General features: G+C 62.4%; 13 protein-coding genes. 4 read left to right on the forward strand and 9 right to left on the reverse strand.

The features are described from left to right. Positions 1-59: 59 nt before the first annotated feature. The 3 genes from F2S13_RS02360 to F2S13_RS02370 form a co-directional block, all read right to left on the reverse strand. Positions 60-4,352, reverse strand: a complete 4,293-nt coding sequence (locus tag F2S13_RS02360) for a DEAD/DEAH box helicase (protein ID WP_166358670.1) — start codon at positions 4,350-4,352, stop codon at positions 60-62. Between the two features lie 54 nt (positions 4,353-4,406). Beyond that, on the reverse strand, positions 4,407-5,387 hold the full coding sequence (locus F2S13_RS02365; RefSeq protein WP_166358672.1) for a nucleotidyltransferase domain-containing protein: 981 nt from the start codon (positions 5,385-5,387) through the stop codon (positions 4,407-4,409). A 129-nt stretch (positions 5,388-5,516) separates the two neighbouring features. Continuing rightward, the gene (locus F2S13_RS02370) at positions 5,517-6,401 is read right to left on the reverse strand and encodes an alpha/beta fold hydrolase (RefSeq protein WP_166358674.1); all 885 of its coding nucleotides are present in this window, start codon (positions 6,399-6,401) and stop codon (positions 5,517-5,519) included. A 169-nt stretch (positions 6,402-6,570) separates the two neighbouring features. On the opposite strand from F2S13_RS02370, the gene F2S13_RS02375 reads away from it, so the two are divergent. After that, complete coding sequence (locus tag F2S13_RS02375; protein WP_166358676.1) at positions 6,571-6,984, forward strand: NUDIX hydrolase; 414 nt, start codon at positions 6,571-6,573, stop codon at positions 6,982-6,984. 22 nt (positions 6,985-7,006) lie between these two features. After that, positions 7,007-7,645: a LysE family translocator gene (locus tag F2S13_RS02380; protein ID WP_166358678.1), complete on the forward strand. Its 639-nt coding sequence runs from the start codon at positions 7,007-7,009 to the stop codon at positions 7,643-7,645. Positions 7,646-7,651: 6 nt separating this feature from the next. Here F2S13_RS02380 and metR read toward each other — a convergent pair whose 3' ends face one another. Then, positions 7,652-8,569 (reverse strand): transcriptional regulator MetR, encoded by a 918-nt coding sequence (metR, locus tag F2S13_RS02385; protein WP_166358680.1) that lies wholly within the window; start codon positions 8,567-8,569, stop codon positions 7,652-7,654. A 108-nt stretch (positions 8,570-8,677) separates the two neighbouring features. Here metR and metE point away from each other — a divergent pair, with 108 nt between their 5' ends. Further along, positions 8,678-10,987 (forward strand): 5-methyltetrahydropteroyltriglutamate--homocysteine S-methyltransferase, encoded by a 2,310-nt coding sequence (gene metE / locus F2S13_RS02390; RefSeq protein WP_166358682.1) that lies wholly within the window; start codon positions 8,678-8,680, stop codon positions 10,985-10,987. 227 nt (positions 10,988-11,214) lie between these two features. After that, a complete protein-coding gene (locus tag F2S13_RS02395) occupies positions 11,215-12,207 on the forward strand; it encodes an alpha/beta fold hydrolase (protein WP_166358684.1) in 993 nt (330 codons plus the stop codon). Positions 12,208-12,228: 21 nt separating this feature from the next. Here the strand turns inward: F2S13_RS02395 and aauR are convergent, their stop codons facing one another. The 5 genes from aauR to F2S13_RS02420 form a co-directional block, all read right to left on the reverse strand. Continuing rightward, the gene (aauR, locus tag F2S13_RS02400; protein WP_166358686.1) at positions 12,229-13,557 is read right to left on the reverse strand and encodes a two-component response regulator AauR; all 1,329 of its coding nucleotides are present in this window, start codon (positions 13,555-13,557) and stop codon (positions 12,229-12,231) included. After that, a complete protein-coding gene (aauS, locus tag F2S13_RS02405) occupies positions 13,554-15,452 on the reverse strand; it encodes a two-component sensor histidine kinase AauS (protein ID WP_166358688.1) in 1,899 nt (632 codons plus the stop codon). The genes aauR and aauS overlap by 4 nt, the downstream gene beginning before the upstream one ends. Before the next feature lie 63 nt (positions 15,453-15,515). Then, positions 15,516-16,250 (reverse strand): amino acid ABC transporter ATP-binding protein, encoded by a 735-nt coding sequence (locus F2S13_RS02410; RefSeq protein WP_166358690.1) that lies wholly within the window; start codon positions 16,248-16,250, stop codon positions 15,516-15,518. Next, the gene (locus F2S13_RS02415; RefSeq protein WP_166358692.1) at positions 16,247-16,915 is read right to left on the reverse strand and encodes an amino acid ABC transporter permease; all 669 of its coding nucleotides are present in this window, start codon (positions 16,913-16,915) and stop codon (positions 16,247-16,249) included. The genes F2S13_RS02410 and F2S13_RS02415 overlap by 4 nt, the downstream gene beginning before the upstream one ends. Further along, the gene (locus F2S13_RS02420; RefSeq protein ID WP_166358694.1) at positions 16,912-17,658 is read right to left on the reverse strand and encodes an amino acid ABC transporter permease; all 747 of its coding nucleotides are present in this window, start codon (positions 17,656-17,658) and stop codon (positions 16,912-16,914) included. The genes F2S13_RS02415 and F2S13_RS02420 overlap by 4 nt, the downstream gene beginning before the upstream one ends. Positions 17,659-17,682: the final 24 nt, after the last annotated feature.

The following is a 17,682-nucleotide window of genomic DNA, read 5'->3' on the forward strand; positions in this document are numbered from 1 at the left end:
GCAATCGCGCAAAAAGCCGGGCGTGTTTTGATCGTGAGGGGCCTTCAATTCATCTACATTCACTGATGTCTGACTAACTTCTCCCGTAACGCCAGCGCCTGTTGCCCCTCCAGCTCCAGCCAGTATTGTTGCTGCCCCGCAATCAACGCCGCCGCCGGCACCCCATCCCGGTACACCACCCGATTGCCACTCAAGGCCGGCACCTTGCTCCCAGGCAACAACGTCCCAACCAGATTCAGCGGGTCGCTGGCGCTGACAGCAATCAGGCTGCCATCGATCGGACGCTTGCGCACTTCGCGCAGCAGCGGAATGGCTTCGGGCAACGCAAACTGCTCACCCGCCAGCCCACTGACAAATCGCCCCCCGCGAATCTCGCCCCGGGCTTCCAGGCGGTGAAAGGTGCGCAACAGTTCACGCCAGCTCGGCAACCAGCCGGCCTCGCGCTCGAGCAAACGCCAGAACACCACGCCATAGCGGCGCAACAAGGTCCTGGCGACATGTTCGAGTGCTTCGTTGCGTTCGACACCTAAACTTGCGCGGCGCAACAACGCCCAGCGCCCGGCATCGTCCATGCCGCCGATAAAGGCGCCGCGGCCGCGTCGGCTGCTGCGGTTCACGCGTTTGCTGGCCGGGGTGATCAAGGCGCGCAGGCCGGCGAAACTGTCGGCATTCACCAGCCCGGTCGCGACCAGTTCCTGCAGGGCGTTTTCCAGCTCGGTACGCAGCAGGTGCGCCTCGGTCATCAGTTCATCGAAAAACAGCGCACCGTGCTCCGCCAATGCGGCATGCACATGTTGTGCTCGCAGGGACAATTCGCTCAGTTCGCTCTGCTCACACAAGCCGCGCCAGAGATTGATCCGGGCCCGAGGCAACAGCACGATAGGCGTCGTCTTCAACGTGGCCCCGGCGGTCTTGCCGGGTGGCGCGATCCTGGCCCAGATGGTCCTGCCCGAGCGGCAGGCTTCGTCCAGCCAGGTCATCGAGTAGTCCGTGAGGCGCATGGGCAGCACGTCGCTTTCCCAGACGCTGGCAGGCGCCGCGTAGCCTTCGAGCTGGCCGAGCAGTTCGCCCAGTGCGGCACTGCCCTGCAGGCGACTGCCGGCGGCAAGGTGCTGCCAATCGAACAGAAAACGCATGAAGTCCTGCAGCGTCACCGGCTCGATTTCCCGGCGCAGGCGCTTGACCGTGTAGCGATGGATGCGCGCCAGCAGGTGTCGTTCGCACCATTGGGTTTCGCTTTGTTGCGGGCTGAACTGGCCGCGCAGCACGTAGCCCTCGCCTTCAAGGCGCGCCAGGGCCTGCTCGACCTGCAGTGACGGCAGGTTCAACGGCCCGGCGATTTCATGCAGGCGCACCGGCCCGAAGCCGCTGAGCCGGGCGCGGATCAATTCCACCCGTGCCTGCTCCGGTTCCTGTGGCTCATCGAAGCCGGGCAGAGGAGCCAAGGGTGGCGTCATTGGGGCATGGGGGTAGACGGCCTGCAGACAGGTCAGGCGTTCCAGTGCCAGCCACAGAAATTGCCCAGTACCTACCTGCAAACGCGTGGCTCGACCTGAGTCGGCCAAGCTATCCAGCCAGCCTTGCCAGTCGCAATGGGCAACGACTTCAGCCTGGCTGACAGTAGCAAGCATCATCAGGCTTTCATGCATTTCATCGACATTGGCCGGTGCTGGCCAGGCTTCCTCGCGCACCGACGCGATGGCATCGGTGTCCAGCGCGCCAAGGTCGTCACCGCTTTGCGGTTCGCTCCAGCGGCGGTTGAGCACGGCCTGAGTGCGCCGTTCCTCCAGCGGTGCGTCATCGAGAAAGGTATAGGGGCGGGCATTGAGAATGGCCGCGGCCAAGGGCGAAGGTGCCGGCAGGTCGCGGGTGATCAGGCGCACCTCGGCCCGCTCGATACGACGCAGCAAGGCCAGCCAACCCTCGCAATCCATCGCTTCGTGGAGACAGTCGTCGAGGGTTTGCTCGACCAGGGGGTGGTCGGGGATTTCCCGTTCTCCGGCGAGGTTTTCCACACACGCGATCTGGTCGGGAAACACCGCGGCGATCAGGTCTTCGCTTTTCATCCGCTGGATCTGCGGCGCCACCTTGCGCCCACCACTGTAGCGCGGCAGGGCCAGGGCGATGCCGGCGCTCCAGCGCCAGCGCACGCCGAACAGCGGCGCATCGAGCACGGCCTGGATCAACAGGTGTTCGGCGCTGCCCGATTGCAGGTAACGCCAGACGTCTTCCAGGCCGAAACTATGGCTGGTGGACAACGACAGGACGATGGCGTCTTCGCTGGCAGCGGCCTGCAGTTCGAAATTGAAGGTGCGGCAAAAGCGTTTGCGCAGGGCCAGGCCCCAGGCACGATTGAGACGGCTGCCGAACGGCGAATGGATCACCAATTGCGTGCCGCCCGACTCATCGAAAAAGCGCTCCATCACCAGGGTGTCCTGGGAGGGCAGGGCGCCGAGGGCCTGGCGGGTGCGCGCCAGGTAATCGATCAGCTGCTCAGCGCTGTCGCGGTTCAGGTCGAGACTGTCGCTCAGCCAGTCGATCACGGGCTGCGGGTCACCGGCGCTGGCGCTCAATCGCTCATCGATACTCGCTTGCAATCGCGCCACCGCCAGGGACAGTTCATCGCTGCGCCCCGGCGCCTCGCCGAGCCAGAACGGAATATTGGGTGGCTGGCCCTGGGCGTCCTCGACCCGTACTCGGCCCGTCTCCACCCGGATGATACGGTAAGACGTGTTGCCGAGCTGGAAGACGTCACCGGCGATGCTTTCGACGGCGAAGTCTTCATTGATGCTGCCGATGTTCAAACCCTGTGGTTCGAGAATCACCGCATAATCGGCATTGTCCGGGATGGTGCCGCCGCTGGTGACGGCGGTCAGTTTGCTGCCGCGCCGTCCTCTCAGGGTGCCGGCCACGGCATCGCGGTGCAGGTAGGCGCTGCGTACCCCCTGCCGACCGTTGTAGCCTTCGGCGAGCATGCGCAGCAAGGCCTGGTAGTGGGCCGGATCGAGCGTCGCATAGGGCGTGGCTCGACGAAAGCATTCGAACAGCGCTTGCTCGTGCCACTCCTGGCAACTGACCTCGGCGATGATCTGCTGGGCCAGCACGTCCAGTGGCGCTACAGGAATGTGCAGGATATCCAGCTCGCCGCGACGCACGCAGTCGAGCAAGGCCACGCATTCGATCAGGTCGTCGCGGGAGGTGGCGAACAGCCGGCCCTTGGGCGTGCCACCGACCTGGTGGCCGGAGCGGCCGACACGCTGCAGGAACGCCGAGATCGAGCGTGGCGAACCGATCTGGCAGACCAGGTCGACCTCGCCGATATCGATGCCCAGTTCCAGCGAGGCAGTGGCTACCAGCACCTGCAGTTCGCCGCGCTTGAGCCGTTGTTCGGCGTCGAGCCGGTGTTCCTTGGCCAGGCTGCCATGGTGGGCGGCGACCGCTTCGCGACCCAGGCGCTCGCTCAGGTGACGCGACAAGCGCTCGGCCAGACGCCGGGTGTTGACGAATATCAGCGTAGTGCAGTGCTGCCGGGCAAGTTCGGCCAGACGCTCATAGACCAGCTCCCAGACATCGTTGGCCATCACCGCACCGAGCGGTACCGGTGGCACTTCGATGCCCAGGTCGCGGGGGCGGGCGTGGCCGATATCGACGATGCTGCAGGGGCGATCGGTACCGACCAGCAGGCGCGAGACCTGCTCGATGGGCTTCTGCGTCGCAGACAGCCCGATGCGCCGCAATGGTGTCTTGCACAGGGCTTGCAAGCGCTCCAGGCTAAGCGCCAGATGGCTGCCGCGCTTGCTCGCGGCCATAGCATGAATCTCGTCGACGATCACCGTGTGCGCGCCGCCGAGCATGGCCCGGCCCGAGTCCGAACCGAGCAGCACATAGAGCGATTCCGGCGTGGTCACCAGAATATGCGGGGCGTTTTTGCGCATTGCCGCGCGCTCTTTCTGCAGGGTATCGCCGGTGCGCACGGCGGTGCGAATCTGCAGGGGCGGCAGGTGCATCCTGGCAAGTTCGGCGGTGATGCCGGCCAGGGGCGTCTGCAGGTTGATCTGGATGTCGTTGGACAGTGCCTTGAGCGGCGACACGTAAACCACCAGGGTCTGGTCGGGCAGCTTGCCGCCATTGGCCAGGCCCTGTTGCACCAGTTCGTCGAGCACGGCGAGAAACGCGGTGAGGGTCTTGCCGGAGCCGGTAGGGGCTGCGATCAAGGTCGACTCCCCATGCTGAATCAGCGGCCACGCCCGCGCCTGGGCGGGGGTGACCGCGGGGAAGCTGGCGTTGAACCAGGCACTGACGGCTGGGTGGAAGCCGTGCAGGAGCGGGTCCTTTTGGGCGGGTAGCGTCATATCGCCTTTATGCGGGCACAGGCGACGCGATGCAAGGTGTGTTCGTCGTCTGGCTCAGAACAATAATGCGTGGTGGATGGGATGCCCTGGATACTGAAGACGCAGCCATTCTTCCAAGGTTTGCGAGAAACTCTCTCCCTGGTTTCTCAACTCGCAATAGAGTGAGCATTCGAGCCGACTGTGGCGAGTGGTGCCATCGAGTTTCAGGCGATTAACTGTCGAGGAAATTGCCTTCAGGAAACACTCATAGAGATCAAGTAGTCGAGTTGTGAGTGGGTTGGTCCGACCCAGTGTTTCCAATCGTTGCAATGGGGGCAAACTGAACAATGCGCACAGGCGGTCTATTTTTTCCAGCCGTGGCATTGTCGTCGTTTCAGCAATGGCAACAATGCCCGAAAGGAATAGCAGTTTGCGCGAGAAGTGGAGTTTTATGTTACGTAATCCCCAGGGCTTATTCTGTACGCTTACCTGATGATCGAAGTTGGTCATGAGGGTGCGGTAATAGCGCACTACCTCATTGAGCAAGTACCGTGAAATGCACCGGTCACTGTCGTCCACCTTGATGTAGTTTTCCAGCAGATGACGACGGTAGTTCTGGAATGCGACTTCACCGAACAACCAGTCGCCTTCAAGTAAAAGAAGCATTCTGCGAGTGAGTGCTACATAGGTATCTTGTTTGCCGCCGATGTGCCCGATGATATCGGAAAATCGACTGATGGCTGTGAGACTGAACTTTTGTGCGTCATTGTCGCTGGCCAGCGTATGAGGGGCGATTTCCCTTTCAAGTAGCTCGATAACCTGGATCATCGGCCTGTCGAGTTTCTCACTATCGTGCAGCAGGAAAAAGTCGATATCCGAGCTGGGTGAAGCTTCATGACGTCCAAACGAGCCTGTGATCACCAATGCCATTGAATGATGCAAGCGATCGCGACTCGTCGCAGACGCCAGGCGCGCGCGGATAAACTGGATAAGTGTCTCTGAATGGCGGTAACGCTCTTCCAAGTAAGGATGCTGAGGAAAGATGAGGGGTGGCATAGGATTCGTCCTGTGAAGTTACTCGTTCTGAAGACTACGCCGACGCTTTATATTTACCTCGTTATTTACTTTGAATTTTTGTTACTCATAGGGGCGCTTTTCCACACATATATACTGCTGAAGTTGCGTTCAGGCATTGGGTGTGGTCAATAGATAACGCTCCACCAAGTGCGCGCTGCCATGGGGATCTTCCTGCATGAAGCAGTGTCCCCCGGGCACCACCTGCCGTTCGATGCAGGGGTTGAGTCGGGTCAGGCGAGCCACCGACACCGGTACGAAGGGGTAGGTCTTTTCGCCATGCAAGATCAGGCTCGGCGTCTGTACCTGTGCCAGCGACGCCCACATGCGCTGCGGGAAAGAACTGAAGATCTCCACTTCGCGGCTTGGCCGGCACTTGAGCACCACGCCCTCGCCGCAGTCGCCGATGGCATGGTCGATATAGGCCTGCAAGGCGGCGTCGTTCCAGCCCTTGAAGATGCCCCGGCCGTGCAGCGATGCATGGGCCGCGGTCCGGTCCGGCCAATGACTGCGGCGGGTCGCGGCCTTGCGCGCCAGGGTGTGCCGGCGGTGCATGCCGAACCAGGCAGCCACGCCCATCACGCCGATCATCGAGCGACTGAAAACCACGGGATCGAGCAGCATGGCGCGCTGGAACAACCCGGGTTCGCGGGCCAGCATCAGCCCGGTCAGCACCCCGCCGAAACTGTGCCCCACCGCAAAACAGGGTACCTGACCATATTCGGCCCGTCCTGCCTGGAAGGCTTCGATGGCAAGCTCGGCACTGCGGTTCCAGCCGACAAAGGCGCCGCCATGGTCACTGTCGCCATGGCCCTGCACGTCACTGAGCCAGAGGTCGAAGCGAGTGGCCAACACCTCCAGCATCGGCTGATAGGCCAGGCTGCAGAAGCCGTTGCCGTGGAGAAAGTGCAGCAGCGGCTTGCCGCTGGCCGGCGAACGCCAGCCGCGCAGGGTGAAATGTTCGGCGCAGTCATGCGACCAAGGGATCAGTTCCATCTAGATTCGCTTTTGGGGATGGGAAATTTCCGATTCTACAAAGTTTTGTGGTTGGGCACTGTAGATCTCTACAGGCAACACCGGCCTCATCGCTGGCAAGCCAGCGATGCGATTGAACGGTCACCACAACAATGGGATCCTTGTCTCTTTTTCCGCACCGGACCCACCCATGCCCCAAACCATCCGCATCGCCGCCGCCTTGTTGCTCAACCCCCAGGGCCAGACCCTGCTGGTGCGCAAGCGCGGCACCCAGGCATTCATGCAGCCCGGTGGCAAAATCGAGCCGCACGAACAACCGGCAGCGGCCCTGGCCCGTGAATTGTTCGAGGAGCTGGGTTTGCAGGTCGATCCAGCCGAGGCAATCTACCTCGGCCAGTTCAGCGCACCCGCAGCCAACGAACCAGGCTTTATCGTGCAGGCCGAACTGTTTCAGCTGCACACCAAGGTGCAGGTAGTGCCGGCGGCCGAGATCGAAGAAGTGGTCTGGGTCGACGCCACTGGCCCCATCGATCAGGTATTGGCCCCGCTCACGCGAGACTTGATCTTGCCCCTGTACCGGACGTTAACTGCACTGCCTGCCTGACGCTCTTTGCGAAGGAATGCACATGATCCCAATCCATGAGTGGCTGTTGTTTGCCGGCGCGGCGTTGTTGATGGTACTGACGCCCGGGCCGAACATGATCTACCTGATTTCACGTTCGATCTGCCAGGGGCGGATGGCCGGGGTCACCTCGCTGGTGGGGGTAGTCGGCGGCTTTCTGGTGCACATGACGGCAGCCGCCCTGGGGCTGACCGCACTGTTTCTGGCGGTGCCGATGGCTTACGACCTGCTCAAGTGGGCCGGAGCCGGCTACCTGATGTGGCTGGCCTGGCAAGCGGTCAAGCCCGGAGCGCGCTCGCCCTTCGAGCCTCGTCAACTGCCGCCGGACTCGGTGCCCAGACTGATGCTCATGGGGTTTCTGACCAGCGCATTGAACCCCAAGGTGGCGGTGTTCTATCTCTCGGTGTTGCCGCAGTTCATAGCCCCCGAGCGTGGCTCGGTGCTGCTGCAGAGCCTGGCCCTGGGCCTGACCCAGATTGCCGTCAGCTTCTCGGTCAACCTGCTGATCGCCGTGTTCGCCGCCGGGCTGGCGTCCTGGTTCGTGCGCTATCCGCTGTGGCTGATGCTGCAGCGTTACGTCATGGGCTTGGTGCTGGCCGGGCTGGCGCTGCGCCTGCTGCAGGAGCAGCGGCGCACGGTATGAGTCGCCTCAGCGCACCGCACTGACGCCGTCCAGAGTCGAGAACGAGGTGTCCTTGGCAGTCAGGAGGAAGTCGCGCATGTACGGCGCATCGAGCATATCGGTGCGCACCGCCGCGTAGAGGGTGGCGAACAGGCCTTTCTCGCCCAGGCGCTTGGCCTTCACGTAGCCGCGCGAACTGTATTCATGCAGTGCCCAGTGCGGCATGCCGCAAACGCCCCGGCCGCTGGCGACCAGTTGCATCATCATCACGGTCAGCTCCGAGGTGCGAACCTGGGCAGGTTCGATGTCGGCCGGCTCCAGGAAGCGGGTGAAGATATCCAGGCGATCGCGTTCCACCGGGTAGGTGATCAGCGTCTCGCTGGCCAGGTCTTCGGGCACGATGTAGGGCTTGCTTGCCAGCGCGTGCTGGTTGGCCACCGCGAGCATGGCTTCGTAGGTGAACAGCGGAACATAGGTGATGCCGGGAAGATCGATCGGGTCGGAGGTCACCACCAGGTCCAGGTCACCGCGCGCCAGCGCCGGCAGGGGGGCGAAGGCAAAGCCCGAGGCCAGGTCCAGTTCGACCTCGGGCCAGGCATCGCGGAACTGATCGATGGTCGGCATCAGCCACTGGAAGCAGCTGTGGCATTCGATGGCCATATGCAGGCGGCCAGCGGTGCCGCCTGCCAGCCGGGCGATGTCACGTTCGGCGCCGCGCAGCAGCGGCAGGGTCGCATCGGCCAGTTGCAGCAGGCGCAAACCGGCGCTGGTAAAGCGAATCGGTTTGGTCTTGCGCATGAATAACGGCATGCCCAGGCGTTCTTCCAGCTCCTTGAACTGGTGAGACAGGGCCGATTGGGTCAGGTGCAGGCGGTCTGCGGCCTCGACCAGGCTATCGGCCTCACGCAAGGCGTGCAGGGTTTTCAGGTGACGAATCTCGAGCACAACAGGCTCCATGAATATATTTTGAGATGAACACGAATTTATTGAGTTTGTCTCATGTTGGTCCCGCTGTCGACAATAGCACCATCATTTACATGGAGCATGTTTGTCATGGCACTGGCCCACAACCTCGGTTTCCCGCGCATCGGCGCCGACCGCGAACTGAAAAAAGCCCTGGAATCCTATTGGAAGGGCGACCTCGATCAAGCAGGCCTCGAGGCAGTCGGTCGTGAACTGCGGGCCGCCCATTGGCAGTTGCAGAAAGACGCCGGAATCGAGTTGCTGCCGGTCGGCGACTTCGCCTGGTACGACCAGGTCCTGACCCACTCGCTGGCCTTTGGCGCGGTGCCTGAGCGCTTCAGCGACACACGCGGCGAAAACGGTCTGCCAACCCTTGGCACGCTGTTCGCCATGGCACGTGGTGCCAGTCATTGCTGCGGCGGTGGCCATGGTCAGGCCCAGTACGCCCAGGAACTCACCAAGTGGTTCGACACCAACTATCACTACCTGGTACCGGAGTTCACGGCTGACCAGCGTTTCCTGCTGAGCTGGGAGCAGCTCTTCGACGAAGTCGATGAAGCCCTGGCGCTGGGGCACAAGGTCAAGCCGGTGGTGATCGGCCCGCTGACCTACCTTTGGCTGGGCAAGACCAAGGGCGACGACTTCGACAAGCTCGACCTGCTCGAGCGCCTGTTGCCGATCTACGGCGAAATTCTCGGCCGCCTGGCGCGCCAGGGGGTGGAGTGGGTACAGATCGATGAGCCGATCCTGTGCCTGGACCTGCCGCAGGCGTGGAAGAATGCCTTCGAGCGCGCTTACCACATCCTCCAGTACTCGCCCCTGAAAAAACTGATTGCGACCTACTTTGGCGGCCTGGAAGACAACCTTGGGTTGGCCGTTGGATTGCCGGTCGATGGCTTGCATATCGACCTGGTCCGCGCGCCCGATCAGCTCAACACCGTGCTTGACCGCCTGCCCAGCTACAAAGTGTTGTCAGTAGGCGTGGTCAACGGCCGTAACGTCTGGCGCTGCGATCTGGAAACGGCCCTGGAGCAATTGCAACAGGCTCGCCAGCGCTTTGGCGCGAACCTGTGGGTGGCCGGATCCTGCTCGTTGTTGCACAGCCCGGTGGACCTGGCCCGCGAGGATCGCCTGGACGCCGAGCTCAAGGGCTGGTTGGCCTTTGCCGTGCAAAAGTGTGGCGAGATCGCCGTGCTGGGCGAGGCGCTTGTCAACCCGCAATCGGCCAAGGTGCAAGCGGCACTGGCCGCCAGCCGTGCCGTGCAGCAGAGCCGGGCGCAGTCGCCACGGATTCACAAGGCCGAGGTCCAGGCGCGCCTGGCCGCGATTACGGCGCAAGACAGCCAGCGCCAGTCGCCCTTCGCCCAGCGTATCCAGGCTCAGCAGGCTCGCCTGAAACTGCCGGCATTTCCTACCACCACCATTGGTTCGTTCCCGCAGACCGCGTCGATCCGCCTGGCGCGCCAGGCATTCAAGCAGGGCAAGCTCTCGGCCAATGACTACACCGATGCCATGCACAGCGAAATCCGCCATGCCGTGCAAGTGCAGGAACGCCTGGGGCTGGACGTGCTGGTGCACGGTGAAGCCGAGCGCAATGACATGGTCGAGTACTTCGCCGAGCAACTGGACGGCTACATCTTTACTCGATTCGGCTGGGTGCAGAGCTACGGTTCGCGCTGTGTGAAACCGGCAATCATTTATGGCGACCTGAGCCGCCCGCAAGCGATGACGGTCAGCTGGATCCAGTACGCCCAGAGCCTGACCGAAAAAACCATGAAAGGCATGCTGACCGGTCCCGTGACCATGCTGATGTGGTCTTTCCCTCGCGAAGATGTATCGCGCAAGGTCCAGGCCCAGCAACTGGCGCTGGCGATCCGCGATGAAGTGGTCGACCTGGAACAGGCCGGGATCAAGATCGTGCAGATCGACGAAGCCGCCTTCCGCGAAGGCCTGCCGCTGCGCCGTGCGCAATGGCAGGACTACCTGGACTGGGCCGTGGAGGCCTTCCGCCTCTGTGCCAGCGGCGTACGCGACGAGACGCAGATCCATACGCATATGTGCTACAGCGAGTTCAACGACGTGATCCAGGCCATCGCGGCCATGGATGCCGACGTGATCACCATCGAAACCTCGCGTTCGGACATGGAACTGCTGGATGCCTTCGAGGCGTTCGACTACCCGAATGACATCGGCCCGGGGGTGTACGACATCCACTCGCCACGGGTGCCGGATACGGCGCAGATGGTCAAGTTGATGAGCAAGGCGGTGCAGCGTATTCCGGCCGAGCGGTTGTGGGTCAATCCGGATTGCGGATTGAAAACCCGTGGCTGGCCGGAGACCGAGGCGGCGTTGGTGAATATGGTGGCGGCGGCGCGGCAGTTGCGTAATCAGTTGGCGTGATGGGTGGCCTTAAGGGCCTCATCGCTGGCAAGCCAGCTCCCACAGAGGTCCAGTGTGCACCGCAATTCCCTGTGGGAGCTGGCTTGCCAGCGATAGGGCCCTAAAGAACAACATAGAACCCGACCGTTGAGCGCCCGTCATCAAATTGTCACGGAACTGTGGCAGCGCGCTTGAACAAACATCATCAGACTCTCGCTCTACTGGGAATCTGTTTTTTGGTGTTTTTCATGCGGGTCATTCTATTTCTGGCCGCACTTGTGTGCGGCTTTTCTGCCTTTGCGGCCCAGCGCTGCTCGGTCGAGGTGCCGACTGAGCGGGCCACACTTGCGCAAGTCAGCATCGCCTACCAGAGCATCGGTCGCGAGTCGGATCCTGCGCTGGTGCTGATCATGGGCCTGGGTGGGCAGCTCATTCATTGGCCGGACGAAGTGGTGGTCGCGCTGTGCCAGCAGGGCTTTCGGGTCATCCGCTACGACAATCGCGATGTGGGTCTGTCGAGCTGGAACCAGACCCCGGCCAGCGCCAACCTGACCTATGAAGCCCTGCGCTACAAGCTCGGGCTCGGGGTGTCGGCGCCTTATACCCTGACCGACATGGCCGATGATGCGCTGGGATTGATGGATGCGTTGCATGTGGAGCAGTTCCACGTGCTGGGCGCGAGCATGGGCGGGATGATCGCCCAGCACCTGGCCGCCATGGCGCCGCAACGGGTCGAGAGCCTGACTCTGATCATGTCCAGTTCCGGTGCCGAAGGGTTGCCGGCGCCGAGTGCTGCCCTCATGGAGTTGCTGGCCAGGCGCAGCGCGCCCAACCGCGAAGTCGCGCTGGAGCAACAGGCTGATCTATTGGCTGCGTTGGGCAGCCCGACGGTCGCCGATGACCGCGAGCAACTGTTGCAGCAGGCGGCCGAATCCTACGACCGGGCATTCAACCCTGAAGGCGTGAAGCGGCAGATCCTGGCGATCATGGCCGAGCCGAGCCGGGTCGAATTGCTCAACCAATTGCGCGTTCCGGCGCTGGTGGTGCACGGCACCGCCGACCCCTTGCTGCCGGTCATGCACGGAGTGCATCTGGCGGCGCATATCCAGGGCAGCCAGTTGCGCTTGATACCGGGGTTGGCCCATCGCTTCCAGGAGCAGTTCAAGGGGCCGTTGCTGGCGGCGGTGCTGCCGTATCTCAAGGCGCACCGCGAGGATGTCAGCCACTGGGCGCAGCTATAGCCTGCTCTACTGGTCAAAGGCCTAGCCCAGGCCGTATTTCTTGACCTTGTCGAACAGGGTGGTCTTGGCCATGCCCAGTTCCTGGCTGGCCTGGCTCAGATTGCCGCCGCTGCGTTGCAGGGCCTCGCTGAGCAGGTTGCGCTCGAAGGCTTCGACCGCCTCGGAAAATCCCAGGCCCTGGGTCTGACTACTGGTACCGGGTTTCTTGAAGGCGGGCAGGCCAAGGGCATAACGTTCGGCGACGTTGCGCAGTTCGCGCACGTTGCCGGGCCATTCGTGGGCCATCAGGCGCGACAGGGTCTGGCTGTCGAGCTCGGGGATATCACGGTCGAAGCGCAGGGCCGATTGCTGCAGGAAGTGTTCGAACAGCTGCAGGATATCTTCGCGGCGCTCGCGCAATGGCGGCAGTTCCAGGGTGACCACATTGAGGCGGTAGTACAGGTCGCTGCGGAACTGGCTGGCCTGGCTGAGGGCATCCAGGTCGGATTTGGTCGCCGCGATGATGCGGCAATCCACGGCAATACTCTGGTTCGAACCCAGGCGCTCCAGAGTACGTTCCTGCAAGACGCGCAGCAGTTTGATCTGCAGGTTGATGGGCATGCTTTCGACTTCGTCGAGAAACAGCGTACCTCCGTTTGCATGCTCGATCTTGCCGATGCGACGCTTGCCCGCGCCGGTGAAGGCATTGGCCTCGTGGCCGAAGATTTCGCTTTCGAACAGGTTCTCGGGCAGGCCGCCGCAGTTCAGGGCAACGAACGGCTGAGCCTGGCGCCGGCTGAAGTCGTGCAGGCAACGTGCAACCAGTTCCTTGCCAGTGCCGGTCTCGCCTTCGATCAGCACGTTGGCCGAGGTGTCGGCGACGTTGGCGATCAGCTCGCGCAGGTTCTGCATGGCTGGTGAACGGCCAATGATCCGCCCCTCCAGCGAATTGCGCTCGGCCAGTTGCCGGCGCAGCGAGAAGACTTCCCGGGCCAGGCCGCGCTTTTCGAGGGCGCGGCGCACGACATCGACCAGTCGTTCCGGCGAGAAGGGCTTTTCCATGAAGTCATAGGCACCGTCACGCATGGCACCCACCGCCATGTTGATGTCACCGTGGCCGGTGATCAGCACCACCGGCAGGCTGCGGTCACGTGCCTTGAGCCGGGTCAGCAGCTCCAGGCCATCGATACCCGGCAGGCGGATATCACTGACGACGATCCCGGCGAAGTCGTCGCCAATGCGCTCCAGCGCTTCTTCGGCACTGCCGACGCCTTCACTGACGATGTCTTCCAGGGCCAGGGCCTGCTGGCACCCGAGCAGTACATGGGGGTCGTCTTCGACGATCAGGACGGTAAGGGGCGAAGTGTTCATATCGGCTCGGCTGGCTGGGATGGGGCGTCAAGCAGGGGCAGGCTCAGGGTGAAGGCGGTCCCGCCACTGGCAGGATGTTCGACACTGAGGCTGCCACCGGCGGCCGCGGCGAGGCTGGCGGACAGGGTCAGGCCAAGGCCCAGCCCCTGTTCTCCGGGTTTGGTGGTGAAGAAGGGCTCGAACAGGTGCTTGCGGGCCTCGGAATCGATACCGTGGCCGTTGTCGCGAACGCGCAATCGGTACTTGTCGTCTGTCCGCTCGCCCTCGAGCCAGAGCTCGGGCTGCGGCTGCGCCTGCATGGCATCCAGGGCATTGCCGATCAGGTTGACCAGGATTTGCTCCAGGCGGGTCTGATCAATGGCCAGCTTCTGGTCACTGAAGTCGCGGTGCAGGCGCAGGTTGCTGTTTTCCAGGCGCGTACCGAGTACCTGCAGGGTTGCATCCACGGCCTTGGCCAGGGACGCTTCTCCACGGTCGTCTCCACGCCTTGCAAAGGAGCGCAGGCTGGCGGTGATCCGGCCCATGCGGTCGATCAGCTCGTTCATGGTGCGCAGGTTGGTGCTGGCCGTGTCCAGCGCACCGCGCTCGAGAAAGCGCACGGTATTGCCCGATAGGGTACGCAAGGCCGCCAGCGGTTGGTTCAGTTCGTGGGCGATGCTGGTCGACATCTGCCCGATAGCCGCCAGTTTGCCGGCCTGGACCAGTTCGTCCTGGGCCCGGCGCAAGGTTTCCTCGGCCTGGCGTCGTTCACGGATCTGGCCTTTGAGGCGTTCGTTGCTGGCGCGCAGGTCGGCGGTGCGGTCGGTGATCTTGCGTTCGAGCTGGCTGTTGGCTTCCTCCAGCGCTTCACGAGCGGCCAGGCGGGTGGCGATGACCTTGCGTCGTTCGTTCCAGGCAATCAGCAGGATGGCCAGCAGGGCGAAGGCCACGCCCATCAGCACGCCCTGGGTGATCGCTTCATGGCGCAGGTCCTGCAGGGGGGTGAGCAAGGTGAAATGCCAGGGTGTATCGCTCAGCCCCCGGGTCTGTGCCAGATAGCTGACTTCGCGCTCACTGTTATCCATGGCCGGGAAGGTCAGCTTTTCGACGTTCTCGCCGAGGCGCTCACGTGCCAGGGGCTGCAGTTCGTTGAGCGGCCACCAGTAATACTGCAGGCTGCGCGCGAGGCGCTCCTTAACATCCGGGGTCAGGGGGGCGACCGACTTGAGGCGTCGGGCCGGATCGCTGGATAGAATGATGATGCCATTCTCGTCACTGACGAACGCTTCCAGACGGGCCCGCTGCCAACGCTCTTCAAGGGCTTCCATGCGCACCTTGATCACCGCCACGCCGATGATCTTGCCGCGCTCTTCCAGGCCATGGGCCAGGTAATAGCCGGGTTCGCCGGTGGTGCTGCCGATGCCATAGAAGCGACCTGGCAGGCCGCGCACGGCGTCCTGGAAATAGGCACGGAAGGACAGGTCTTCACCCAGATAACTGTCGTTGTCACGCCAGTTGCTGCTGGCCTGGACGCGGCCGGTGGTATCGAGCACATAGATTGCCCGGCTGCGGCTGCGGCGATTCAGGCCTTCCAGGTAGGTATTGACGGCCTGGCGATGCTCGCCGTCCGGTTCGGTGAGCAGTTTGGAAACATTGTCTTCCAGCTCGAGCAGGCTCGGCAGGTAGGTGTATTTGCTGATTTCGCTTTCGACCCCGCGCGCGTGCAGCTCCAGCTGCCGTTCACCGGTTTCGCTCAGGGTGCGGATGCCGATGCGTTCACTGACCAGGTAGGCGGCATAACCCAGCCCCAGCATCAGCAGGATGATCAGTGGTGGCAGGAAAAAATGGCGAATCAGGCGGGGTTTCACGGCAAGGGCAGGCGTTGATGCGCGATAGAGAGTGGGGTCGCATTTCATCACAGTCGCCTTGGTACGACCAGCCGCCTGTGCCCGACGGAGCCGGGCACGGGACAACCGACCTTAGTGCTGGAGGATCTTGGCCAGGAAGTGCTGGGTGCGCTCATGACGGGCGCCGGTGTTGCCGAAGAACTCTTCCTTCTGGCAGTCCTCGATGATCATGCCCTTGTCCATAAAGATCACCCGGTTGGCCACCTTGCGGGCGAAACCCATTTCGTGGGTCACGCACATCATGGTCATGCCTTCGTGGGCCAGTTGCACCATCACGTCGAGCACTTCGTTGACCATTTCCGGGTCCAGTGCCGAGGTCGGTTCGTCGAACAGCATGACGATCGGGTCCATGGCCAGGGCGCGGGCAATCGCCACACGCTGTTGCTGACCGCCGGACAACTGCCCCGGGTGCTTGTGCGCGTGGGCGGAAAGGCCGACGCGCTCGAGCAGTTGCAGGCCTTTCTTGGTGGCCTCCTCCTTGCTGCGCCCCAGCACCTTGATCTGTGCGATGGTCAGGTTCTCGGTGATGGTGAGGTGCGGGAACAGTTCGAAATGCTGGAACACCATGCCGACCCGCGAGCGCAGCTTGGGCAGGTTGGTCTTGGGATCGGCGATCGAGGTGCCATCGACCACGACGTCACCTTTCTGGAAGGGTTCCAGGGCGTTGACGCATTTGATCAGGGTGGACTTACCCGAACCCGAAGGGCCGCAGACGACTACCACTTCGCCTTTCTTCACCTCCGTGGTGCAATCGGTCAGCACCTGGAAGTCTCCGTACCACTTGTTGACGTTCTTGATAGAGATCATACGGTTAACCTTTTTTGCAGGCGCTTGACCAGGAAGGAGGCGGAGAAGCTGATGACGAAGTAAACGAAGCCGGCGAAGACCAGGAACTCGTTGGAGCGCCCGATGATGTCGCCACTGGCGCGTGCGGAGTTGAGGAAGTCCACCAGGCCCACGGCATAGACCAGCGAGGTGTCCTGGAACAGGATGATGCTCTGCTGCAGCAGCAGCGGGGTCATCTTGCGGAAGGCCTGGGGCAGGATGATCAGGCGCATGGTCTGGCCATAGTTCATGCCCAGGGCCTGGGCGGCACCCATTTGACCCTTGGAGATCGATTGTACGCCGGCACGGACGATTTCGCAGAAGTACGCCGCTTCAAACATCATGAAGGCGATCAGGCACGAAGTGAATGCACCTACCGGCGTATCTTCGCCTGTGATCCAGCGCAATATGAACGGCACCGCCAGGTAGAACCAGGTGATGACCAGCAGCAGCGGAATGGAACGGAAATAGTTCACATAGGCGCCGGCAAGGTTGCTCAGCAGCTTGTTCGAGGACAGCCGGCACAGGGCCAGGATGGTGCCCAGGACGATACCGCCGATTACCCCGAGGACCATCAGCTGCAGGGTCATCAGCATGCCGTTCCACAGGCCCGGCAGGGAGGGAATGATTCCACTGAAGTCCATCATTTACCCCCCACGGAGATCAGGCCGGGCACCGAGACTTTCTTCTCGACCATGCGCATCAGCAGCATCAGGCTCATGTTCAGGGTGAAGTAGATCAGGGTTGCCAGGGTGAAGGCTTCAAACAGGTTGGCGGAGAACTCGGCCGTCTGTTTGGTTTGCGCGAGCAGCTCCATCAGGCCGATCAGGGAGGCCACCGACGAATTCTTGAACACGTTGAGAAATTCAGAGGTGAGCGGCGGAATGATGATGCGGTAGGCCTGCGGCAGCAGGACATTCCAATAGACCTGTGGCAAGCGGAAACCCATGGCGCGGGCCGCGGCTTCCTGGCCACGTGGCAGCGCCTGGATCCCGGTGCGGACCTGTTCGCAGACCCGGGCGGCGGTGAACAGGCCCAGGCACACGACGACACTGATCAGCGCCGAAGTGGTCGGGTTGAGGTCCTGCTTGTACCACTCCTGCAGGTTTTCCGGCAGCAGGTCCGGTACCAGGAAGTACCAGATGAACAGCTGCACCAGCAGCGGCACGTTACGAAAGAGTTCCACATACGCAGTGGCGAAGCCCGATACCCAGCGGTTCGGAACCGTGCGCATCACGCCGAGTATCGAACCCAGCAGCAAGGCAATTATCCAGGCACAGACAGCAATGGCGATGGTCCAGCCCAGGCCGGTCACGAACCAGTCCAGATAGATCTCGCTGCCGATGCCGGTGGACTTGAAGAACACGCCCCAGTCCCAGTTGTAATTCATCAGGGTCTCCCCTCGGATCAGTCA

Origin of the sequence: Pseudomonas akapageensis (assembly GCF_011355085.1) — a bacterium.
GTDB classification, from domain to species: domain Bacteria; phylum Pseudomonadota; class Gammaproteobacteria; order Pseudomonadales; family Pseudomonadaceae; genus Aquipseudomonas; species Aquipseudomonas akapageensis.